The sequence below is a fragment of the Bacillus sp. FSL W8-0519 genome (assembly GCF_038005585.1).
GTDB lineage: Bacteria > Bacillota > Bacilli > Bacillales > Bacillaceae_G > Bacillus_A > Bacillus_A paranthracis.
Window position 1 is genome coordinate 1,812,470 of the sequence record NZ_JBBOTL010000001.1, and the last position, 23,952, is coordinate 1,836,421.

Annotated in this window: 21 protein-coding genes and 2 other annotated features; of the genes, 16 read left to right on the forward strand and 5 right to left on the reverse strand. The window is 36.1% G+C overall.

Going from position 1 to position 23,952, the window contains the following annotated elements; translation table 11 throughout:
* Positions 1–158 precede the first annotated feature (158 nt).
* Positions 159–695, reverse strand: coding sequence for a peptide-methionine (S)-S-oxide reductase MsrA (gene msrA, locus NST14_RS09445; RefSeq protein WP_073541907.1), 537 nt, complete (start codon positions 693–695; stop codon positions 159–161).
* Between the two features lie 192 nt (positions 696–887).
* Positions 888–1,133: a binding site (T-box leader), on the forward strand.
* A 62-nt stretch (positions 1,134–1,195) separates the two neighbouring features.
* Positions 1,196–1,435 (forward strand) — a binding site (T-box leader).
* Between the two features lie 152 nt (positions 1,436–1,587).
* Here msrA and ilvE point away from each other — a divergent pair.
* The 6 genes from ilvE to ilvA are packed head-to-tail and all read left to right on the forward strand — an operon-like array spanning position 1,588 to position 8,470.
* A complete protein-coding gene (gene ilvE / locus NST14_RS09450) occupies positions 1,588–2,487 on the forward strand; it encodes a branched-chain-amino-acid transaminase (RefSeq protein ID WP_000528129.1) in 900 nt (299 codons plus the stop codon).
* A 22-nt stretch (positions 2,488–2,509) separates the two neighbouring features.
* Positions 2,510–4,225 carry an acetolactate synthase large subunit gene (ilvB, locus tag NST14_RS09455; protein WP_000437840.1) on the forward strand — a complete coding sequence of 572 codons (1,716 nt, stop codon included), beginning with the start codon at positions 2,510–2,512 and terminating at the stop codon, positions 4,223–4,225.
* Positions 4,222–4,434, forward strand: coding sequence for an ACT domain-containing protein (locus tag NST14_RS09460; protein WP_000019906.1), 213 nt, complete (start codon positions 4,222–4,224; stop codon positions 4,432–4,434). The genes ilvB and NST14_RS09460 overlap by 4 nt, the downstream gene beginning before the upstream one ends.
* A gap of 14 nt (positions 4,435–4,448) precedes the next feature.
* Positions 4,449–5,456: a ketol-acid reductoisomerase gene (ilvC, locus tag NST14_RS09465; protein ID WP_098486993.1), complete on the forward strand. Its 1,008-nt coding sequence runs from the start codon at positions 4,449–4,451 to the stop codon at positions 5,454–5,456.
* Positions 5,457–5,502: 46 nt separating this feature from the next.
* Positions 5,503–7,176 carry a dihydroxy-acid dehydratase gene (ilvD, locus tag NST14_RS09470; RefSeq protein WP_001255809.1) on the forward strand — a complete coding sequence of 558 codons (1,674 nt, stop codon included), beginning with the start codon at positions 5,503–5,505 and terminating at the stop codon, positions 7,174–7,176.
* 31 nt (positions 7,177–7,207) lie between these two features.
* Positions 7,208–8,470, forward strand: coding sequence for a threonine ammonia-lyase IlvA (gene ilvA, locus NST14_RS09475; RefSeq protein WP_000250338.1), 1,263 nt, complete (start codon positions 7,208–7,210; stop codon positions 8,468–8,470).
* A gap of 80 nt (positions 8,471–8,550) precedes the next feature.
* Here ilvA and NST14_RS09480 read toward each other — a convergent pair whose 3' ends face one another.
* Both NST14_RS09480 and NST14_RS09485 read right to left on the reverse strand, forming a co-directional pair.
* Positions 8,551–8,778 (reverse strand): hypothetical protein, encoded by a 228-nt coding sequence (locus tag NST14_RS09480; RefSeq protein WP_000910228.1) that lies wholly within the window; start codon positions 8,776–8,778, stop codon positions 8,551–8,553.
* A 52-nt stretch (positions 8,779–8,830) separates the two neighbouring features.
* Positions 8,831–9,934, reverse strand: a complete 1,104-nt coding sequence (locus NST14_RS09485; protein ID WP_061536822.1) for a CapA family protein — start codon at positions 9,932–9,934, stop codon at positions 8,831–8,833.
* 213 nt (positions 9,935–10,147) lie between these two features.
* Between NST14_RS09485 and NST14_RS09490 the strand changes: the two genes are divergently transcribed.
* The 3 genes from NST14_RS09490 to NST14_RS09500 all read left to right on the forward strand — a co-directional run bounded on the left by NST14_RS09490 (position 10,148) and on the right by NST14_RS09500 (position 13,117).
* Positions 10,148–10,864, forward strand: coding sequence for a DUF554 domain-containing protein (locus NST14_RS09490; protein ID WP_000236043.1), 717 nt, complete (start codon positions 10,148–10,150; stop codon positions 10,862–10,864).
* An 18-nt stretch (positions 10,865–10,882) separates the two neighbouring features.
* Positions 10,883–11,734, forward strand: coding sequence for a GNAT family N-acetyltransferase (locus tag NST14_RS09495; RefSeq protein WP_000390865.1), 852 nt, complete (start codon positions 10,883–10,885; stop codon positions 11,732–11,734).
* 168 nt (positions 11,735–11,902) lie between these two features.
* Positions 11,903–13,117 carry a multidrug efflux MFS transporter gene (locus NST14_RS09500; protein WP_000179317.1) on the forward strand — a complete coding sequence of 405 codons (1,215 nt, stop codon included), beginning with the start codon at positions 11,903–11,905 and terminating at the stop codon, positions 13,115–13,117.
* Between the two features lie 50 nt (positions 13,118–13,167).
* Here NST14_RS09500 and NST14_RS09505 read toward each other — a convergent pair whose 3' ends face one another.
* A complete protein-coding gene (locus NST14_RS09505) occupies positions 13,168–13,929 on the reverse strand; it encodes a DODA-type extradiol aromatic ring-opening family dioxygenase (RefSeq protein ID WP_000982925.1) in 762 nt (253 codons plus the stop codon).
* Positions 13,930–14,132: 203 nt separating this feature from the next.
* On the opposite strand from NST14_RS09505, the gene NST14_RS09510 reads away from it, so the two are divergent.
* The 6 genes from NST14_RS09510 to NST14_RS09535 all read left to right on the forward strand — a co-directional run bounded on the left by NST14_RS09510 (position 14,133) and on the right by NST14_RS09535 (position 20,014).
* Entirely contained in the window at positions 14,133–15,056 is a 924-nt protein-coding gene (locus NST14_RS09510) for an alpha/beta fold hydrolase (RefSeq protein ID WP_001102559.1), read from the forward strand.
* A gap of 247 nt (positions 15,057–15,303) precedes the next feature.
* A complete protein-coding gene (locus NST14_RS09515) occupies positions 15,304–15,948 on the forward strand; it encodes a LytTR family DNA-binding domain-containing protein (protein WP_000389714.1) in 645 nt (214 codons plus the stop codon).
* Between the two features lie 127 nt (positions 15,949–16,075).
* The gene (locus tag NST14_RS09520; protein ID WP_000429847.1) at positions 16,076–17,590 is read left to right on the forward strand and encodes an acetyl-CoA hydrolase/transferase family protein; all 1,515 of its coding nucleotides are present in this window, start codon (positions 16,076–16,078) and stop codon (positions 17,588–17,590) included.
* 214 nt (positions 17,591–17,804) lie between these two features.
* Positions 17,805–18,248 carry a GNAT family N-acetyltransferase gene (locus NST14_RS09525; RefSeq protein ID WP_000701904.1) on the forward strand — a complete coding sequence of 148 codons (444 nt, stop codon included), beginning with the start codon at positions 17,805–17,807 and terminating at the stop codon, positions 18,246–18,248.
* 27 nt (positions 18,249–18,275) lie between these two features.
* Positions 18,276–18,635: a YunG family protein gene (locus NST14_RS09530; protein ID WP_000342916.1), complete on the forward strand. Its 360-nt coding sequence runs from the start codon at positions 18,276–18,278 to the stop codon at positions 18,633–18,635.
* 53 nt (positions 18,636–18,688) lie between these two features.
* The gene (locus NST14_RS09535) at positions 18,689–20,014 is read left to right on the forward strand and encodes a bifunctional S-methyl-5'-thioadenosine deaminase/S-adenosylhomocysteine deaminase (protein ID WP_001997220.1); all 1,326 of its coding nucleotides are present in this window, start codon (positions 18,689–18,691) and stop codon (positions 20,012–20,014) included.
* A gap of 151 nt (positions 20,015–20,165) precedes the next feature.
* Here NST14_RS09535 and NST14_RS09540 read toward each other — a convergent pair whose 3' ends face one another.
* Entirely contained in the window at positions 20,166–21,548 is a 1,383-nt protein-coding gene (locus NST14_RS09540; RefSeq protein ID WP_001035239.1) for an alpha/beta hydrolase family protein, read from the reverse strand.
* A 583-nt stretch (positions 21,549–22,131) separates the two neighbouring features.
* On the opposite strand from NST14_RS09540, the gene NST14_RS09545 reads away from it, so the two are divergent.
* A complete protein-coding gene (locus NST14_RS09545) occupies positions 22,132–23,760 on the forward strand; it encodes a peptide ABC transporter substrate-binding protein (protein WP_000823528.1) in 1,629 nt (542 codons plus the stop codon).
* Positions 23,761–23,952: the final 192 nt, after the last annotated feature.

Consider the following 23,952-nt stretch of genomic DNA (forward strand, 5'->3'; position numbering starts at 1 on the left):
TTAAATAGCTATAAGGAGAAAATAAAATGACTAATAAAAAGAATAAAACTAAAAATGAGATAATACTTTGGACATTAACAGCTGTTGTTTTTATCATTGTATGGTACTTTTTTCAAAGATAAAAATGCATCGTACTTAAAAGGTACGATGCATTTTTATTATTTTTTTTGCCAATTTTCTTTTATAAAATCTGCACGGCCAGATTCTTTTTGCTCAGTAGCATATTTCTCTGGATTTTTTTTATAGAAATGTTGATGGTATTCTTCAGCCTCATAAAAAGGTGCAGCCGGGCGAATTTCAGTTACGATTGGCTCTTTAAACATACCGCTTTCCGCAAGAGTTTGTTTTGATTTTTCAGCAAGTTCTTTTTGCATTTCATTATGATAAAAAATAGCGGTGCGATAAGATGGACCACGGTCAAAAAATTGTCCGCCATCATCAGTTGGATCGATTTGTGGCCAATATAAATCCAGTAATTTTTCATATGGGAAAATAGAAGGATCAAATGTAATTTGTACAACTTCTAAATGACCAGATGTACCCGCTTTTACTTGTTCATATGTTGGGTTTTCTACATGACCACCTGCATAGCCAGAAAGTACTTTATGAATACCAGGAAGTTCATCAAACGGCTTTACCATGCACCAAAAGCAACCGCCTGCGAAGGTTGCGAGTTCGTATGTTATTTCGGACATTGTTGTAATCCTCCTAAATATATATGTTTTATATAGTATTATATAAAAAGTTTTATTGCGCAATAAAAAAGATTCGAAAATATATGTAGTATTAAAAAAAATCAAAAAAACATGTTGACAATGAAAAGAACAACGTCCTATAATACGTTTAACAAATGAAAGTTAATTAAGAATTTTCTAACTTTATATGTTGTATATGCAAAGAAGAGGAAAGTAGATGATTATGATCGTTTCAGAGAGCTACTCCAAGGCTGTGAGAGTAGTAACAATCGAGTCATTGAAGATCACCTCGGAGCATCGCTTGCGAAAGGGAAACTGAGTAGAGGGCGACGGCATCGTCTCCGGTAAAAGGACGGGGGTCTAATTGGACCTACAGAGCTTATATTTCGTGAGAAGTATAAGGAAGCTGAGTGGTAACGCGAAACTCTCGCCTCAGCAATCAAAGCTACTAAATTGTAGTAGTTGATTGCTGAGGCGAGAGTTTTTATTTTTAAAAATAAGAGAATGCGTAGAAGAGGAGAGTAAATGATAAAAATTGTTTCAGAGAGCTACCCAGATGCTGTGAGGGTGGTAACAATGTCATCATTGAAGATCACCTCGGAGCACTACTTTTGAAAACTAGTAAAAAGTAGCGGGGTTGTTTCCGATAGAAAAACAAAAGTCTAATTGGACTTGCAGAGCTTACATTTCGTGAGAAGTGTAAGGAAGCTGAGTGGTACCACGATTCCCTCGTCTCAGCAATGGATTGCTATAAGTATGTATGTAATCGATTGTTGAGACGAGTATATTTTTAAAGTTTATATACTGAATATTCTGTTAAAAATACTCATCTCAGCAATCGATATAGAAATAGATTGCAAAAATAGAGAGAAAAAAAGAGGAGCGATGTGAGATGGGAAATCAGTACATTTATATGAATGGGGAATTTGTAGAAAAAGAAAAGGCAGTTGTTTCAGTATATGATCATGGTTTTTTATACGGAGACGGTGTATTTGAAGGGATTCGTAGTTACGGTGGAAATGTATTTTGTTTAAAAGAACATGTAAAACGATTATATGAATCGGCAAAATCTATTTTACTTACAATCCCGCTGACGGTTGACGAAATGGAAGAAGCAGTTTTACAGACACTTCAAAAAAATGAGTATGCAGATGCTTATATTCGGTTAATTGTTTCAAGAGGAAAAGGGGACTTAGGGCTCGATCCGAGAAGTTGTGTGAAACCGAGCGTTATTATCATTGCAGAACAATTAAAGTTATTCCCACAGGAATTTTACGATAATGGATTAAGCGTTGTATCTGTTGCATCAAGACGTAATACGCCAGATGCTTTAGACCCACGTATTAAGTCAATGAACTACTTAAATAACGTACTTGTAAAAATTGAAGCGGCACAAGCAGGAGTGCTAGAGGCTCTTATGTTAAATCAACAAGGATATGTTTGTGAAGGATCTGGAGATAATGTTTTCGTTGTGAAAGATGGAAAAGTATTAACCCCGCCATCCTATTTAGGAGCATTAGAAGGTATTACAAGAAATAGTGTTATTGAGCTATGTGAGCGACTTCATATTCCATGTGAGGAAAGGCCATTTACTCGCCATGACGTATATGTAGCAGATGAAGTATTTTTAACGGGAACGGCAGCAGAATTAATTCCTGTTGTAAAAGTTGATTCAAGAGAAATTGGAGATGGGAAACCAGGAAGTGTAACGAAACAATTGACAGAGGAATTTAAAAAGTTAACGAGGGAAAGAGGAGTACGTGTTCCAGGATTGGCGGAAAGCTTACTGTAGGTAGGGAGAGGAGTTAATTAAAATGGAGCAACAGTATACAACATATGAGAAATTACAGTGTGAAGATGTGACAGGAGCTGGACACGTTATTCAATGCTTGAAGAATTTAGGCGTAACGACTGTTTTCGGTTATCCGGGCGGAGCGATTTTGCCAGTGTACGATGCGTTATACGGAAGTGGTTTAAAGCACATTTTAACTCGTCATGAACAAGCTGCTATTCATGCGGCAGAAGGATATGCGAGAGCTTCTGGAAAGGTCGGGGTAGTCTTTGCTACCTCTGGCCCAGGGGCGACAAATTTAGTTACGGGCTTAGCAGATGCTTATATGGATTCGATTCCTTTAGTTGTCATTACAGGGCAAGTTGCAAAGTCATTAATTGGTAAAGACGGATTTCAAGAAGCAGATGTTGTTGGAATTACAGTACCTGTTACAAAGCATAATTACCAAGTTCGTGATGTGAATCATTTATCGCGCATTGTACAAGAAGCTTTTTACATCGCCGAAAGCGGGCGGCCGGGGCCGGTATTAATTGATATTCCAAAAGATGTTCAAAATGCAAAAGTCACCAGTTTCTTTAATGAAGAAGTTGATATTCCGGGGTACAAACCAGAACTCGTACCAGACAGCATGAAACTTAGAGAGGTAGCGAAAGAAATTTCAAAAGCGAAACGTCCACTTCTTTATATTGGAGGAGGTGTCATTCATTCAGATGGATCTGATGAACTGATCAAATTTGCAAGAGAAAATCGTATTCCAGTCGTGTCAACTTTAATGGGACTAGGTGCATATCCGCCGGGAGATCCATTATTTTTAGGAATGCTCGGTATGCATGGAACGTACGCTGCAAACATGGCAGTAACAGAATGTGACTTATTACTTGCTTTAGGTGTTCGCTTCGATGATCGTGTAACAGGAAAATTAGAACTCTTTTCTCCGCATTCGAAAAAGGTACATATTGATATAGATCCTTCGGAGTTTCAAAAAAATGTAGCGGTAAAGTATCCAGTTGTTGGAGATGTAAAAAAAGCGTTACACATGTTGTTACATATGCCAATTTGTACACAGACAGATGAATGGCTTACGAAAACCGAGGAATGGAAAGCGGAATACCCTCTTTCCTATATTCAAAAAGAAAGTGAGTTAAAACCACAGCATGTTATTAGCTTAGTAAGTGAATTAACGAATGGTGAAGCGATTGTTACGACAGAAGTAGGACAGCATCAAATGTGGGCTGCGCATTTTTATAAAGCGAAAAACCCGCGGACTTTTCTAACATCAGGTGGATTAGGAACGATGGGATTTGGCTTCCCGGCGGCAGTTGGTGCTCAGCTTGCAAAAGAAGAAGAACTCGTTATTTGTATTGCAGGTGATGCTTCTTTTCAAATGAATATTCAAGAACTACAAACAATTGCTGAAAATAACATCCCTGTAAAAGTATTTATTATAAACAATAAATTTTTAGGGATGGTAAGGCAATGGCAAGAAATGTTTTATGAAAATCGATTATCAGAGTCGAAAATTGGATCGCCAGATTTTGTGAAAGTGGCAGAAGCTTATGGAGTGAAAGGATTAAGAGCGATAAATTCAACCGAGGCGAAACAAGTGATGTTAGAAGCATTTGCTCATGAAGGACCTGTCGTAGTTGATTTTTGTGTAGAAGAAGGTGAAAACGTATTTCCGATGGTTCCACCAAATAAAGGGAATAACGAAATGATTATGAAGAGGTGGGAAGAATGAGTCATACTTTTTCATTAGTTATCGATAACGATCCAAATGTCTTATTACGCATAAGTGGAATTTTTGCTCGGCGTGGTTATTATATTTCTTCATTAAATTTAAATGAAAGTGAAATGGAGTTAACGGCAGTTTGTACAGAACAAGAAGCAACATTACTCGTCGGTCAGTTGAAAAAGTTAATCAATGTACTGCAAGTAAACAAATTATAAGGAGTGTATGGAGTATGAAAACATATTATGAGCAAGATGCAAATGTAGAGTTATTAAAAGGGAAAACAGTTGCGGTAATTGGCTATGGGTCTCAAGGTCATGCACAGGCGCAAAATTTACGCGATTCTGGTGTGGAAGTTGTAGTTGGTGTTCGGCCTGGTAAGTCTTTTGAAGTAGCAAAAGCAGATGGATTTGAAGTAATGTCTGTTTCAGAAGCAGTTCGAACCGCGCAAGTTGTACAAATGTTACTGCCAGATGAACAGCAAGCTCATGTGTATAAAGCAGAGGTAGAAGAGAATCTTCGTGAAGGACAAATGTTACTTTTTTCACATGGATTTAACATTCACTTCGGCCAAATTAATCCGCCAAGTTACGTAGATGTAGCGATGGTTGCGCCAAAAAGTCCAGGTCATCTCGTTCACCGTGTATTTCAAGAAGGAAATGGTGTTCCAGCATTAGTCGCAGTACATCAAGATGCAACAGGCACAGCGTTACATGTAGCACTTGCTTATGCAAAAGGTGTAGGTTGTACACGTGCAGGTGTAATTGAAACGACATTCCAAGAAGAAACAGAGACGGATTTGTTTGGTGAGCAAGCGGTACTTTGCGGAGGTGTAACTGCACTTGTGAAAGCTGGTTTTGAAACGTTAACAGAAGGCGGATATCGTCCTGAAATTGCATACTTCGAATGTTTACATGAATTAAAGTTAATTGTTGATTTAATGTACGAAGGTGGTTTAACGAACATGCGACATTCTATTTCCGATACGGCAGAGTTCGGAGATTATGTAACAGGATCGAGAATTGTTACAGATGAAACGAAGAAAGAAATGAAACGAGTACTTACAGAAATTCAGCAAGGTGAATTCGCGAAGAAATGGATTTTAGAAAACCAAGCTGGGCGTCCAACGTATAATGCGATGAAAAAAGCAGAGCAAAATCATCAGTTAGAAAAAGTAGGAGCAGAGCTTCGTGAAATGATGAGCTGGATTCATGCACCGAAAGAATTAGTAAAGAAATAGAGTAATAGATTGTAAGTGAAAAATACGTAAGAGGGGATTTGACAAGATGAGAAGTGACATGATTAAAAAAGGTTTTGATAAAGCGCCGCATCGTAGTTTATTAAAAGCAACTGGTTTGAAAGATGAAGATTTTGATAAACCGTTTATAGCTATTTGTAATTCTTTTATTGAAATTATTCCAGGTCATAAGCACTTAAATGAGTTTGGGAAACTTGTTAAAGAAGCAGTACGTGCAGCAGGCATGGTTCCATTTGAATTTAATACAATTGGAGTAGATGACGGTATTGCGATGGGGCATATCGGTATGCGCTATTCGCTTCCGAGTCGAGAAATCATTGCAGATTCAGTAGAAACGGTTGTAAATGCACACTGGTTTGATGGCATGATTTGTATTCCAAACTGTGACAAAATCACACCTGGTATGATGATGGCTGCACTACGTATTAATATTCCGACTGTGTTTGTTTCGGGCGGCCCGATGGCAGCAGGAAAAACATCTAAAGGAGAAGTTGTTGATCTGAGTTCCGTTTTTGAAGGAGTAGGAGCTTATCAATCTGGGAAAATTTCAGAAGAAGAATTAAAAGATATTGAAGATCATGGCTGTCCATCTTGTGGTTCTTGTTCCGGTATGTTTACAGCGAACTCTATGAACTGTTTATGTGAAGTATTAGGCTTAGCTCTTCCTGGTAACGGTAGTATTTTAGCTATTGATCCAAGACGTGAGGAATTAATTAAACAAGCAGCAGAGAAATTAAAGATTTTAATTGAAAGAGATATTAAACCGAGAGACATCGTAACAGAAGAAGCAATTGATGATGCGTTCGCGCTTGATATGGCGATGGGCGGTTCAACAAATACAGTGTTACATACATTAGCACTCGCACATGAGGCAGGACTAGATTATGATATGAGCCGTATTGATGCTGTTTCAAGGCGTGTACCACATTTATGTAAAGTAAGCCCTGCTTCTAATTGGCATATGGAAGATATTGATCGCGCGGGCGGGATTAGTGCAATTTTGAAAGAGATGAGCCGAAAAGAAGGGGTACTTCATTTAGATCGTATTACTGCTACGGGGCAAACATTAAGAGAAAATATTGCTCATGCAGAGATTAAAGATAAGGAAGTGATTCATTCTCTTGAAAATCCTCATAGTGAAGAAGGTGGATTACGTATATTAAAAGGAAACCTTGCGAAAGATGGAGCAGTTATTAAAAGCGGGGCAACTGAAGTAAAACGATTTGAAGGACCTTGTGTTATTTTTAATTCACAAGATGAGGCGCTTGCCGGCATTATGCTTGGGAAGGTTAAAAAAGGAGATGTAGTTGTTATTCGTTATGAAGGACCAAGAGGCGGTCCTGGTATGCCGGAAATGTTAGCACCAACGTCAGCGATTGCTGGCATGGGATTAGGTGCAGATGTTGCGTTGTTAACCGATGGTCGTTTCTCTGGTGCTTCACGTGGTATTTCAGTAGGGCATATTTCGCCAGAAGCAGCTGCGGGCGGAACGATTGCACTTCTTGAACAAGGGGATATCGTTTGTATCGATGTTGAGGAAAGGTTGTTAGAAGTAAGAATTAGTGATGAAGAATTAGATAAGCGTAAAAAAGAATGGAAACGACCAGAACCGAAAGTGAAAACGGGATGGCTTGGGCGCTACGCACAGATGGTAACGTCGGCGAATACAGGTGCAGTCCTAAAAGTCCCAAATTTTGATTGAGCCAATATAAAAGAGATAAGGATGATATGAAATGGTGCAAAAGGTAAAGGAGAGAGTGAAAATTGAAGATATCTTAATGGCTCATAATTGCATGAAGGATATCGTTATTAAAACACCGTTACAACGTGATACAGTTTTATCTGAGAAATATGATTGTGACGTTTATGTAAAACGAGAAGACTTACAATTAATTCGCTCTTTCAAAATTCGTGGTGCGTATAATCTAATTCAAAGTTTACCGAAAGTACAATTACAAAACGGTGTTGTTTGTGCAAGTGCTGGTAATCATGCGCAAGGAGTAGCTTATACGTGTAATTTATTGAAGATTCCGTCAAAAATTTTCATGCCGACGACGACACCTAAACAAAAAGTGTCACAAGTACAATTTTTCGGTGGTGATTTTGCGGAAATTGTATTAGTTGGTGATACATTTGATAGCTCTTTCCAAGAAGCACAGCGTTATTGTGAAGAAAATAGAATGACATTTGTTCATCCGTTTGATGATCCGTACGTAGTTGCTGGTCAAGGGACAGTGGCAGTTGAAATTATGCATGATATGGAGAAACCGGTTGATTATATCTTTACAGCAATTGGTGGTGGTGGATTAGCATCAGGTGTTGGTACATATGTGAAAGGTGTTAGTCCTGCTACACAGGTCATTGGGGTAGAGCCAATGGGAGCTGCATCTATGAAAGAGGCTTTTCTTCAAAATGATAATGTCGCATTGGAGAAAATAGATAGTTTTGTTGATGGGGCAGCGGTTAAAAAGGTAGGAAAGTTAACATTTGAAACTTGTAAAGATGTAATTGATGACATTGTTTTAGTACCAGAGGGAAAGGTTTGTACGACGATTTTAGAACTGTATAAGAAAAATGCGATTGTAGCTGAACCAGCTGGTGCACTCTCTATTGCAGCGCTTGATTTATATAGAGATGAAATAAAAGGTAAAACAGTTGTTTGTACGCTAAGTGGTGGAAATAATGATATTGATAGAATGCAAGAAATGAAAGAACGATCTCTCATTTATGAAGGATTAAAGCATTATTTCATCATTGAATTCCCACAGCGTTCAGGTGCGTTAAGAGAATTTCTTGATAAAGGATTAGGGCCAGAAGATGATATTACTCGCTTTGAGTATATTAAGAAACATAATAAGGAAAATGGTCCAGCATTAGTCGGAGTAGAATTAAAACATAAAGAAGATTACGAGCAGTTAATTACCCGTTTTAAAGAAAATAACATTCAATTTATGGAGCTTAATAAAAATCCTGTTTTGTTTGATTTGCTTATTTAATAGAAGGAAAGAGTTAGCACCCAAATAAAAAAGATAGATACAAGCGGGGAAATATAATGCTTGTTCTATCTTTTTTATAGTTAAACTAGATATTCATTAAATTCAAGAAGAATAAAGCTAGCTAACCAAAAGAGGATCGCAATACGAATGATTACATACATAGTAAATTCAAAGGTAGTAAGTTTTCGTTCCCGTTTTATTTTTTTTAGAAGTCTAACAGAGAAAAGTGAACATAAAAGTAGAACGGCTATAGACATTTTATAAATATTCTCTAACAAACTTACATTTTCTAATAAATCTTTTAGCATGTTCATCACCTATTCTTTAATGTATATTACAGGAAAATAGATTATGCGCTGTTTAGTTTCGTCTGTTTTTTATTTTCCCTGCATCATCAATTTCTACATCGCTTGAAACTTCTTGTAAATATTGTAGAGCTTTTCTCTTTTCCTCCTCATTCACAGGGGAAACTTGGTTGTTACGGATGATATAAGGATTGAATGACATTTGGACATCCTTTCCTTTAAAAGTTAAAGTTAATACACCAGTTTCAGCACTTTTTCCGTTCACATAACTTGGGAATAAAAAGTTTCCTAATGAGTAAGCGACAGGAACGTTATTATAATATTCAAACCCTTGTAACCAATGTGGATGACTTCCGACAATCGCGTCGGCTCCTGCTGTAACCATTTTATTTACATATTGTTTTTGATAATCTACCGGACGATTTGATTTTTCGACACCCCAATGCATATAGACAATTAAATAGTCTGCATCTTTCTTTTGCTCTTTAATTGTTTTTGTTACAAGATTTAAATCATACCCGTTCGCAACGCCAGGTTTATTGTCATCAGCTACCCAAGTAAAATCAGGCATAAATCGGACGAATGAAAGGAATTTGAATTTTTTTCCTTTTACAGTCATTTCTCGTGCAGTATATGCGTCTTTTGCATTTTTTCCGGCTCCAATGTAAGGGAACTTTGATTTTTCTACGTAAGAGATTGTATCTAGTAATCCCTCTTGTCCGTAATCAAGTGTATGATTATTCCCGATATTTACGATGTCATAACCGGTGTTTTTTATAGCTTGAAGCGTGGATGGATCACTTTTAATCCAAAACAGTTGTCCAGGAGCTTTTTTTTCTCTCGTTGTAAATGCAGACTCTAAATTAACGAAAGAAATATCAGCTTTTGTTATTTCTTCTTTTACATGCTGGAATGGATAATCAGCCCCGTTTTTTTCGATTACCGGACGTAATTGCCAATCAAACATTGTATCACCAGAAAAGGTGAGGGTAATTTCTGGGTCTTCTATTTTCTTTTCTCTCGTTGAAGCAGTTTTGCTAGATTTGTTTTGGAAATCGGGTTTGTCTTTCGCTTTTGAAGTAAAAGAGTGGTTAATTAATACAACAATTGGCGTAATGCAAAAGGCTATTAACAAAAATCGTTTTAGTAAAGTTTTCATAAATACCTTCCCTTTTGAGTTTATCCCGCAATTAAATTAGCAATGAGTCTATAAAAAGTAATTGGTTTATGTACAGATATAAAAAATGCGGTTTATGTATTGAAAAAAACATTTGTTAATATTCTCAATATTAAGTTAACATATAGATAACCTGTAAATCAATGAATAAACCAAAATATAGAAATAAAGAATTCGAAGGGTGAAGAATGAGAAATGGTTATATTAGGAGCAGTTGTAAATGGGATTTGCATTATATTTGGTACTTTACTAGGTAAATTATTTAGTAGAATACCAGAAAGTATGAAGGGAACAATTATGCATGCAATCGGTTTAGCGGTTACTGTACTTGGACTTCAAATGGCATTGAAAAGTGAAAATTTTCTTGTTGTCATACTAAGTTTAGTAATTGGTACCGTCATCGGGGAATGGTTACAATTAGAGGGAAAGTTAAAACAGTTAGGAGATTGGCTAGAAAATAAAGTTGGATCGAAAGGGAAAGGGAGCATATCAGAAGGTTTTGTAACAGCTACTTTAATATTTGCAATTGGCGCGATGGGGATACTTGGTGCACTCGACAGTGGAATTCGCGGAAATCATGATATTTTATTTACAAAGGCAATTATCGATGGATTCATTTCTATTATATTAACGACAACTTTAGGAATTGGCGTAGTATTTTCAGCGATTCCCGTTATTTTATATGAGGGTGGTATTGCAATTTTTGCAACACAAATTAATAGTTTGGTCCCGAAGGAATTAATGAATCAATTTATAGTAGAAATGACAGCTACAGGTGGTATTATGATAGCCGCTATTGGATTGAACTTGCTTAGTATTATTAAAATCAAGGTGGCAAATTTACTTCCAGGTATATTGGTAGTGGGTGTAATTGTTTCAATTATTTATGGTTACGGTTTGTTAGTAAATTAGTAGAGGATGGAAATACATATGGAGGAGTTTCAATTTACAAAACGTGTGCATAACATATTGGAGATTGCAGCAGAAGAGGCAGAATGTAATATCATTCAACCAGTTCATTTATTTATTGGCATGTGTAAAGAAGGTACTGGCGTTTGTGGCGAGTTGTATATGTATTTGTTCCGTAATATGGGTACGGATTTTTCAGAAAAATTTTCATTACGAAAACAATATGATTTAACGGATCAAGATTATAAAAAAATAGGACAATATAAATTATCCCATAAGACGCTAGAAATTTTACAAATAGCGAAAAAACGTATGGAACGTTTTCAGCAAGTAATAATTAATGAAGGACATGTTATATATGCATTATTTCGTGTAAATCCAGTTATTGAAAATGCACAGATGCAAAGAGATATATTACGTATTATAGCTGAGCCAAGAGATTTAGCAGTCGATTTAAAAAGTTTTGTTCCTATTTATAATGATTTAACTTGTACTGTTAGAAAGGCTAACGCTTCTGATTTTGAACAATTAGCAATTTTTGTTGAAGCAGAATTTGGTGAACGGTGGTTACATTCGATAGAGTATGGATTTCGTACATATAAAGAAAACTTACCTATTTATATAGCAGAGCAAGAAGAAGTGATAGTAGGTTTCGCTTGTTATGACGTAGTGAGAGGAAAGAAAGGATTGTTTGGTCCAATGGGCACGGCGAAACAAAATCGTGTGAAAGGTGTAGGGAAGCAATTGTTACATTGTAGTCTACATAGTATGAAGCAAGAGGGTTATGAATATGCAATTATTGGGCAAGCGGGCCCAATTGAGTTTTATGAGAGATGTTGTAATGCACGTTTAATACCGATCATGGATTATTAACCAACTTCATTTAGGTGGAGTTGGTTTTATTATGAAAAAAATGTGGGAATGTAGTGATTTTTATTAGAAAATAGCGGGTTTTGTAGTAAATCTTACAAATAAAGCAAATTACTAAACTTTTTATAAGAAAGGGTGTAGAATGGGTATCTAAAGAAAGAAGGTGTGAAAATGGCCAGCTGGAAACGAAATTTAATGATTTGTTGGCTAGGTTGTTTTACCACTGCAGCCGGTATGAGTTTAGTAATTCCTTTTTTATCTTTTTATATTGAGGAATTAGGGGTGACTGGCACTTCTAGTATTGCACAGTGGTCGGGACTTGCATTTGGTGTAACATTTTTAATGGGTGCGATCGTATCACCAATATGGGGAAAGCTTGGTGATATACATGGACGGAAATTGATGCTAATTCGTGCTAGCCTTGGTATGGCGATTATTATGACGCTTATGGGGTTTGTAACGGATGTATATCAACTAGTCGCACTAAGATTTTTGATGGGAGCAGTATCTGGTTTCCTTTCAACAGCAATGACATTTATTGCAGCAGAAACTCCGCAAGAGCATTCAGGTTGGGCGATCTCCACAATTTCAACTGGTGGCGTGAGCGGTTCTTTACTTGGACCGTTACTTGGAGGTTATTTATCTGAGTTAATTGGAATGCGTCATGTTTTTCTTGTTACAGGAGCTTTTTTATTCCTTTCCTTTCTCATCGTTTTTTTCTTTCTACATGAAGAAAATCACTCTGCTCAAGCAAAAAAAGTACAAACGAAAAAAGTATGGACGATGGTTCCAGCTAAACATTTGATTATTAGTTTGTTTGTAACAACATTTATTATTCAACTTGCTAATATGTCTGTTCAGCCAATTGTTACATTGTACGTGAAAAATTTAGTTGGTCCTCAAACAGCGCATATTGAAACAATTGCAGGCGCCGTTATGTCAGCGACAGGATTAGCTGTTATTTTGGCAGCACCAAGATTAGGACGATTATCAGATCATATCGGTCCTCAAAAAACGTTAGTTGTAGCGTTGTTTGCTGCAGGAATTATTTTTATCCCGCAAGCATTTGTAACCTCAGCTTGGCAACTATTAATTCTTAGATTTTTATTAGGTATTGCACAAGCAGGATTATTACCTTCCGTACAAACTCTACTAAAACAACATACACCAACTCATGTAACGGGACGAATATTTGGATATAATCAATCGTTTCAGTTTTTAGGAAATATGATTGGACCAGTACTTGGTGGACAAATTGCAGCACATGCAGGGTTTCAATATGTTTTCTTCTCTACATCATCACTATTGTTTATTGCGTGTATTTGGGTTTATTTTCATAATAAGAACGAAGAGGTATCAGAGAAACGACATTTGGAAGTTAGTTAACTAAGTGAAAGAAAAAAGGATGAAGCAATGATTGCTTCATCCTTTTTTCTTTAAAATTGGAGACAAAGATAACTTAATGTACCAAGCTCGTAACTACGGTGAATGACTTCACCGCTATTTTCACCACTTCCCATAGCGATAAATAAAGGAACAAAATGCTCTGCTCTTGGTACTGCTAATTGTGCATGAGGCGCATTGTTTTCCCAATTAAACAACGCATCTTTATCGTTAGTCTGCATATGTTTTATAATCCAATCATCAAATTCAATTGCCCATTGTTCGGGTGTAGTTTGATTCCATTTCAGTGCTCGTAAGTTATGAACGGTAACACCGCTACCGATTACTAAAATATCTTCTTGTCCAAGTCCTTTTAATGCTTCTCCAATCTTAAATTGTTCTTTTGCAGAAAGGAATGGATTTACTGATATTTGTATGACAGGAATATTTGCTTCTGGATACATACGGTGCAATAGTGTCCATGAGCCGTGATCTAAACCTCTCGTCATATTATGATGAACTGGAATACCTTTGTTTTTAAATTTTGTTTCTAACATGGATGCAATGCTAGAAGAACCTTTTGCACGATATTTAATTTCATATAACTCTGGAGGAAAACCTCCAAAATCATAAATTGTTTCATATTCGTTATCTGATGAGGAAATCGTTAATACTTCACTTTCCCAGTGAGCAGTGAAAATAACAATTGCTTTCGGTTTATATGTTTCTCCAAGTGTTTTTAAAAAACTTGTATAATCTGTATCTTGAATAGCGAGCATTGGTGAACCATGTGCTAAAAATAGTGATGGCATCATAGTAAAAACCTCCTAAAACCATATAGTTACTTTATGTAAGTAACTATATAATTTTATAGACGTTTCGTCAACATAAATAGTTTGACAGCTAATCGGAAAAGGTAGGTATTTGTCATAATGAAAGCAATTGCATATAATACATAATAAGAATAATGAATAGATATTCATTTTTGAGATACATAATAGAGTTGGGGGCTGACGAAATGAACGTACAGGAAAGTTTCGTTACGGCATTGGATGAATCAGAAATTTATTTACGCAAGTGGTTACCAGAATGTGAACCGAAAGGGATTATTCAAATTGCACATGGTATGACAGAACATGCAGGTGTTTATACAGATTTTATTGATGCTTTATTAGAAGCAGGGTATGGTGTTTATGCGCATGATCATAAAGGCCATGGGAAAACAGTAAAAAGAGAAGAAGACTATGGTCATTTTGAACCGGATATAGGGTGGAATCAGGTTGTGTCTGATGTGATCTTTGTTTCGGAAATGATAAAAGAAGAGCAGTCATGTCCATTATTTTTACTTGGCCATAGTATGGGATCTTTCCTATCAAGACGAGCTGTGCAACTTAGAGGCGAACTATATGATGGATTCCTTATTTCAGGAACTGGTGGAAACCCAGGGTTCTTAGGAGTCATTGGTCATAGAGTAGCGACAATTGAGATGAAATTACGCGGGGCAAAAACGAAAAGTCCGATGCTAAACTTTTTATCTTTCGGAAATTTCAATTCGCACTTTAAACCAAATCGCACAAAATTTGATTGGTTATCTTCAGATAACAGTCAAGTAGATAAATATATTGCGGATCCATTATGTGGATTCATTTGTACGACTAGTTTTTATCGAGAATTATTTTCTGGTGTGTTAGAAGTAAATAAACTAGAAGAGTTTAAGAAAACACCGCAAAACCTTCCAATACATATTTTTTCAGGAGATCGTGATCCTGTTGGAGATATGGGAAAAGGTGTAAAAGAAGTATATGAAAATTATAAAAAATGTGGCGTAAAAGATGTAACGCTGCGTCTATATGAAAATGGAAGACATGAAATGTTCCATGAAGTGAATAGAGAAGAAGTATTTCAAGATTTGATTTCGTGGTTAGAAGAACATAATAAATGAGAATGAAAGCTAAGTCCAGACTGTTTATAGTTTGGACTTTTTGTTTGTAGGTGTTGCAAGTATTTACTGATGTAGTGTTCATGTCATTTTTACATATTTGAAGGTAGGTTATATTCTATATAATTAAATAAATAGAAAGCCTTGTGCAAATGAGGAGATAAATGTATAAAATTAATAATCAAACTTTTTATAAAGCAACAGAGGCCATTCATAATAGTAGTATAATAGTGAATGAGGTGTTAATAGAATGGAAGATAAAACATTAGGTTTACTATTAGATGTTGTTGGGGAATTATTTTCAGATGAAATTTCAATTGCTGTATCGAATACGAAAGAATATATATACTATCGGCCAAGTAAACGAATTGATTTAAAGATTAGTGTCGGTGATCCTATAAAGGAAGGAACGATTGCTCATAAAGCAATGGTGACAAACCAAAAAACCTCTGAGTTTATGAATCGGGATGTTTTTGGTATTCCTTATCATGGTATGGCCGTACCATTCTCAAACAATGGAAAGCTTGAAGGTTGCGTGACAGCCATTTATCCAGCTTTAACGGACGGAAAATCAGTCGTTACTTTAAAAACAACGGACGGCTGGATTCCGGTTCCTTTTTCAAAAGTCATGTATTTAGAGGCGAAAGATAAAAAGACGTATGTAAATGCAGAAGAGTTAACAGGGACACATAAATACTCGTTACAAGAATTCGAATACTTACTTCCGAAAGATTCATTTATTAGATGCCACCGTTCCTTTATTGTAAATGTGAATCATATTCAAGCGATTTATCCTGATACGCATTCTACTTTTTTACTTTCTATGGATAATGGAGAGAGGGTTCCAGTTAGTCAATCATACGCTAGTTATTTTCGTAAACTTCTAGGATTCTAAATTATTCTGCTTTAGAGACTAGATTCGCTGTTTTGTCTGAATTTTTGCCATTGTATACTGAAATCCCTATTTAGATACTGTTAAAGTGTAAAATAATTATGAATATTCATAGGGAGAGGGATTACATATGGAGAATAATTTGAATAGAATTAGGGATGAACGTCTGAAAGATCGCGTAGTTACACCTGAAGAAGCAGCTTCATGGATTGAAAGTGGAATGACTTTAGGCTTAAGTGGGTTTACACGTGCAGGTGATGTAAAAGCAGTCCCATTTGCGCTTGTAAACCGAGTTAAGAATGATACATCTTTTAAAGTAAATGTTTATACTGGTGCCTCTTTAGGTTCTGATGTAGATAAATTATTTGCGGAAGCAGGAATTTTAGGGAAAAGATTGCCTTTCCAAGCTGATGCGACTATGCGAAAAGGAATTAATAACGGAGATTTTTTATTTGTGGACCAGCACTTATCTCATACATCAGAGTTACTTCGCGCTGACGTTATGGATGTAGATTTTGCTATTTTGGAAGCGGTTGCGATTACTGAAGATGGCATGATTATTCCAACAACTTCAATAGGAAATTCTTTAGCGTTTTCTTTAAATGCTAAGTCCATTATTATTGAAATGAATATGGCTCAATCCACGCAGTTAGAAGGACTGCATGATTTATATGAACCAGGTAAACAAGGAGAAAGACTTCCAATTCCAATTGTGAAAACGGATGATCGAATTGGAACGATTGGCATTCCAATCGATGTTGAAAAGGTGAAAGGGATTGTGTTTACGAACCAATTAGACTCACCATCGACAATTGTTCCTCCGGATGAAGAAACTGTTATTATGGCACAGCATTTAATAGAGTTCCTTCGAAAAGAAGTCGAAGTAGGCCGATTAACAAATCGTTTAGCACCGTTACAATCAGGAATTGGCTCAGTGGCTAATGCTGTTCTTCATGGAATGTTAGATTCGGAGTTTGAAGATTTAGAAGTGTATTCTGAAGTTTTACAAGATGCGGTCTTTGATCTTATGGATGCTGGAAAAGTCAATTTTGCTTCATGCTGTTCAATCACACTCTCTGAGGAGAAAATGCAAAAAGTATTTTCCAACTTTGAAAAATATCGTGACAAATTAATGATGCGCCCGCAAGAGATTTCTAATCATCCTGAAATCATTCGTCGCCTCGGATTAATCTCGATTAATACTGCTTTAGAATTAGATATATACGGAAATGTGAACTCTACTCACGTTTTAGGCACAAAAATGATGAATGGTATCGGTGGTTCTGGTGATTTTGCGAGAAATGCTCGCCTAGCTATCTTTGTTACGAAATCGATTGCGAAAGGTGGCAACATTTCAAGTATCGTTCCTTTTGTTTCACATGTGGACCATACGGAACACGATGTAGATGTTATCGTCACTGAACAAGGGTATGTTGATCTAAGAGGACTGGCCCCAAGAGAAAGAGTGGAATTAATTATCGAGAATTGCGCACATCCAATGTATCGTGATCAGCTAAGAGCTTATTACGAAGAAGCTAAAACGAGAGGTGGACAAACTCCTCATGTTTTAGAAAAAGCTTTTTCTTGGCATACGAATTATGCTAAAAATGGAACAATGCTTGAGGCGGTAGTAGAAACTGTATAGGTGTTTATCGTTAGAAATAGTAAAACGAAAGATTGAGTTTGAAAAAAATTTTAGAAGAAGAAAACGCCAACTTTCAAAGATGGCGTTTTTTTCTTTAAATACATTGTTACAGGCCGTACTGATTATAATAAAGATTTATGAAAATAAGAGGGTTTTTTAATTACTTTTCGAATCATTTTAATAGTTTACATATCGAAGGTGAGGAGAAAGAATCATGAAGATAAGAGAAGCGTTATTAAGTGAAGCAAATGAATTAAGTGAACTCGCACTACAATCAAAAGCGACGTGGGATTATAGTGAAGAATTCATAATTGCCTGTAAGGAAGATTTAACTATTACAGAAGAGTATATAAATAATAATTTTGTATATGTTTTTGAAAACGATAATACGAAGATTGGATTTTTCTCATTTTTACGTAATGATAAAGCTCTCGATTTCCTGTACATTCATCCTCGTTACAAAGGGAAAGGCTACGGGAAAATAATGTGGAAGTATGTAATAGAAAAAGCAAATGAACTAGGCTTAAAAAGTTTTACGATTGATAGTGATCCGAATGCAAAAGGATATTACTTGAAAATGGGCGCACAGTTAATCGGAGAGACACCATCAACGGTCTTTAAGGATCGTTTACTGCCTCTTTTGAAATATGATGTGTAAAACTATTAATAGTAGGGGAAGATTAGAGTGGATGATGTAAAGGAAAAAAGAATATATGAAGCATTAATAAGATCGTGGTCGATTGAAACAAGTTCGAAGTGGACGACTGAGAATCCAGCAAAGGGACAGTGTGGTGTAACGGCTTTGGTCGTTCAAGACATATACGGAGGAGAGATTAAAAAGACAAAAGTAAGAGAGGCGTGGCACTTTTATAACTTTATAGATGGACAGAGGTTTGATTTTACAGAGGCTCAATTTAATGAAAAACTGAATTATATGGATATAGAATCAAATCGAGAAGAAGCATTTGCAGATACAAATGAAAAACAATATTGCATGTTGAAGAAAAAGATAACGAAAGAATTGAAATTATCTTTTGACTCTTAATCTTTAATAAGTTACTATAATGGTGGTAACTTATTAAAGGGAACTTCATAGAGTTGAAAGGGGAAATACTTTTGAAAACAACTTATGTAAACGCTACAATCGTAACGATGAATGAACAAAATGAAGTGATAGAAAATGGATATATCATTGTAGAAAATGATCAAATTATAGATGTGAAGAGCGGAGAATTCGCTAATGATTTTGAAGTAGATGAAGTAATTGACATGAAAGGAAAATGGGTTTTACCAGGGCTTGTCAATACACATACACACGTTGTAATGAGTCTCTTAAGAGGTATTGGTGATGATATGTTATTACAGCCGTGGCTTGAGACAAGAATTTGGCCACTTGAAAGTCAATTTACTCCAGAACTTGCGGTTGCTAGTACGGAACTAGGATTACTTGAAATGGTGAAAAGTGGTACAACATCATTCTCTGATATGTTTAATCCAATTGGAGTAGATCAAGATGCAATTATGGAAACGGTATCAAGGAGCGGGATGCGAGCTGCTGTTTCAAGAACTTTATTTAGCTTTGGAACGAAAGAGGATGAAAAGAAAGCAATTGAAGAAGCTGAGAAATATGTGAAGCGTTACTATAACGAAAGTGGTATGTTAACTACGATGGTTGCACCGCATAGTCCATATACATGCAGTACAGAACTGTTAGAAGAGTGTGCACGTATTGCAGTAGAAAATCAAACGATGGTTCATATTCACCTTTCGGAAACAGAGCGTGAAGTACGTGATATTGAAGCGCAGTACGGAAAACGTCCAGTAGAATATGCGGCAAGTTGCGGATTGTTTAAACGACCAACAGTGATTGCACACGGTGTAGTATTAGATGACAATGAGCGTGCATTTTTAGCGGAACATGACGTTCGAGTAGCTCATAATCCGAATAGTAATTTAAAACTAGGGTCTGGTATAGCGAATGTAAAAGCGATGTTAGAAGCAGGGATGAAAGTAGGAATTGCAACAGATAGTGTTGCATCTAACAATAATTTAGATATGTTTGAAGAAATGCGCATAGCGACTTTACTACAAAAAGGTATTCACCAAGATGCAACAGCGTTACCGGTTGAAACAGCTCTTACACTTGCAACTAAAGGAGCTGCTGAAGTAATCGGTATGAAACAAACAGGATCACTTGAGGTTGGAAAGTGCGCTGATTTCATTACAATTGATCCGTCTAATAAGCCCCATTTACAACCAGCAGATGAAGTATTATCGCATCTTGTATATGCTGCTAGTGGAAAAGATATAAGCGATGTAATTATTAACGGAAAACATGTCGTTTGGAATGGCGAATGTAAAACGTTAGATGAAGAGCGTATTATATTTGAAGCAAGTCGATATAAACGAGGTTTGCAAAGATAGGTATTTTCAGGATGTGGAGAAAGTCTTCTCCACATCCTGTTTTTGTGTCTGAACCTTTTTATTAATAAAAAGAAGTTAAGAATTTAGATAAAATCATTAGTTTCAAAAATCCTTTACATCATAATGATTATTTAAAGGATTTTGATGTTTCTTATTCTTTTGTCGCGTTGACCCATTTAATAATGTCCTGAATTACGTATTTAGGAATATTAGCAGGGATTTCATATTCACTAGGAAGACTTAATTCCCCATCACCCTCTGTGAAGAAATGATTCAATTTTGGGTATTCATTGAACTGAACATTCCTGCGGTTTGAAAGCCCTTCCTGCCATTTTATATATTCATTTTTTACTGTTACTTGATAATCGCGTGCTCCTTGCAGAATCAGTAAAGGTTCTTTTCGTGATCTTGCCTCTTCAACAGGACGCCACCTAGAAACATCATACATAAAATGAGGCGATCCCAAATTGTAGCCAGTTGGAGGATGCTCAGGATTGAACGTAGGGTCTTGGATAAAAGCGAACTGTCTTTTTAGTTCATCGATTACTTCCTTTGACGCCCCTAGGTATTGATTCTGATCAATGGCAATGTCAGTCAAGGGGCGTGCAGGTGGTGCGAGTAAGATACTTCCTCTAACAAGTGAAGAAGGTGATTTGCTTAGTATACGTGGCATTGCGCCAGCTCCTAGACTATGTCCAAGAATGAAAATATTATTTGGATCAATGCCTTCCTGCTGCGCTGCTGATTTTGCTGCATATATTGCATCATCTGTAGTATCACGGTCTAACGTAACAGGTTCTGCACTCATCTTTAATGCGTGTTCTAAGGTACGTTTTTCATAGCGCAACACTGCAATTCCGTTGGATGAAAGGCCCACCGCAAGATCGCGTAAGATTTTTGTTCCCATATATGTGCTATCGCGATCATGGATGCCAGCACCATGAACAAGAACAACTACGGGTAGCTTTTCACCAGGCTTATGTTTCGGAACCGTTAATGTCGCTGGTAACGGATAGGTGGAATTTCCGATGACGATTTCACGTTCTTGATAAGAGTCAGGTTGATCATAGCTAGGATGCGGGATGGTATATGATTCCTTGGGAGGCCTTTCTCCAATTTCATCTACTTTCCCGCCAGGTGTAAATTTAAGGAGTAGCGGTATGGTAGTTCCTTCGATAACTGCTGGCATTTCCACCGTCTGATGGACTAAGTTTCGTTCTTTTATCACGGGGGGCCCCATGCTTTTTATACCGCTCCAGCCACTCTGTGTCCACCAGTTTTGTAATGTGTTTGCTGTAAACTTGGATTGAAAAGCAGCAGACGTCAACTGAAGTGCCTCTGCATATTTATCTTGCTGGAGATATTCAAAAAATAATGAGGTACGCTCCGTTAAAGAGACTCGTTTTTTTTCTACAGATGGTTCCTCATGTGTATTTGCGTGAATAGCTGTTGTAAGCGGAAAAGATGAAATGCCTAAAGAAAAGAGCAGGGTAAAGGAAAGTATTGATTTTTGTATTTTCTTTTTTTTATTCATGTTTTAACCTCCAATATGTGATGGTGAAAAATAGGTATGATAAATTAAGGTTCTGTTGTAACAACGTCTAAACCATTGATATGTTCATCTAAAACCAACAGTTCTGGTTTTGTCGTAATGGCTCTAGTAACTCCTAATCTCTCTTTCTTCACTTTATATTTTGACTATACGAAACAAAGTTCTCGTTTTTCTTACTTGATCCTTACAAAATCCTTAAGTGTATAAGATTTGTAAAATATCACTTGCTACTTGACCTGAATTTCAAAAAAAAAGCGGCATTTCTTAATGGAGATAAAAAAATATCCCAACCAAACTGTACCTATATGTCTATTAAGTTAATTATGGGGGGATTTATATGAAACAGAAGAAAAGTTAAAGCAAAAAGGGAGGTATACAATAGGAGATGTTTTTTAAACTTGAGCGAACAGCGTAGATTATACATTCAATCTTTAGTGATCCTTTTTAAAAGGGTCACTTTTTTCTTGAACGAATAAATATTCAAAAGAATGTCGCATCTTTCTGTTCATATTTCTGCTATAATATATAACGCTTTATAATATTTTATATTTAAGGAGAACAACTCATGAAGCGAAAAAAGAGCCATTTAATGGTAATGGCACTTGTTACATCTTTATTATTAACAGCTTGTAATAACAAGGAAAATAGAAGTGATGCAGAGTCAAAAAAACAAGTATTAAATGTAACAGTATCAGAAGAGATTCCTTCTCTTGATACCGCGAAAACGATGGATGGTACGTCAGCGCACGTTATGCAAAACATATTTGAAGGGTTGTATGTATTAGATAATCAAGATCAGCCTATTCCAGCGGTAGCAAAATCGTTTAAAAGAAGTGAAGATGGTAAAAAATATACATTTGATTTGCGTAAAGATGCAAAATGGTCAAATGGAGACAGTGTGACAGCAAATGATTTTATGTTTGCATGGAAACGTGCAATTAATCCTGAAACAGCGTCTCAATATGCGTATATGCTTTTTTACGTGAAAAATGCAAAAGAGATAAATAAGGGAACAGTACCTCTTGCTGAACTTGGGGTTAAAGTTATAAATGATTATAAATTGGAAGTGGAACTTGAACAGCCAATCCCGTATTTTTTACAGTTGTTAGCGCTACCTATTTACTTACCACAGCATGAATCATTTTTGAAAGAACAAGGAAAGAATTATGCATTGGAACCTAGTAATCTCATATATAATGGGCCATTTGTATTAGAGAAATGGAAGCATGAACAAGAGTTTCAATTAAAGAAAAATGCTACATATTGGGATGAAAAGAAAGTGAAATTAGACGAGATAAACTTTCAAATTGTAAAGGATACAATGACCGCTGTTAATTTATACGAAGCTGGTAATTTGGACCGGGTGCCTATTAATTCTCAATTTGTAGACAAGTATAAAGGGGATAAGGAGTTACATATGTCGAGCGAACCTGCAATTGCTATGCTACGTTTTAATGAAAAAAATAGTGCGTTAGCAAATAAGAAAGTGCGACAGGCTATTTCATTCGCGTTAAATAAAGAGGATTTCGTTGCTCATTTTATTAATAACGGAGCAAAACCTGCAACTGGGCTAGTACCAGTTGGGCATATCAATGAAGAAACGGGAAAAGATTTTAGGGAAGAAAACGGAAACCTTTCTTTATATGATGTACAAAGTGCGAAAAAAAATTGGGAAGAAGCGAAAAAAGAGCTTGGAGTAGAACAAGTAAACTTCGAGTTTTTAACATTTGAACAAGATAACGCAAAACGTATGGCAGAATATATAAAAGGTGATTTAGAAAAGAATTTACAAGGATTAACGATACAAATTAAACAACAGCCATTTAAGCAAAAATTACAGTTAGAACAAACAGGTGATTACGATATAACTATGGCAAATTGGGGACCAGACTATAAAGACCCAATTAGTTATTTAGAACTATTTACGACGGGTAATCCGAATAATAAAATGAGTTACTCCAATCCTCGTTACGATGAATTAATAAAGAAAGCGAAAACTGATCTCGTACTAGAACCAGAGAAACGATGGGGAGCATTGCTAGAAGCTGAGCAGGTATTATTAGAAGATGCAGCTGTAGCGCCGCTGTATCATATTGGTTCAGCTTATGTACAAAAGGATTACGTAAAGGGAATTGAAAAGCATCAATTTGGTGGTGTTTATACTTATAAAAATGCTTATATCGCTAATAAATAAATAAATAAAAAAACCTTACTTATTAAAAGTAAGGTTTTTTTACAGAGGACAGGGAAATCCTTTGGTAGTGTTCCTAGCATATAAAGAAGAGAAGTGCAAAATTGTAGTTACACATTCATAAGAAGTTGCAACAAATAGTTTGTTTAAGTAAAAAGAAGAATAGAAATATAGCATACAAGGAATAAGGGAATG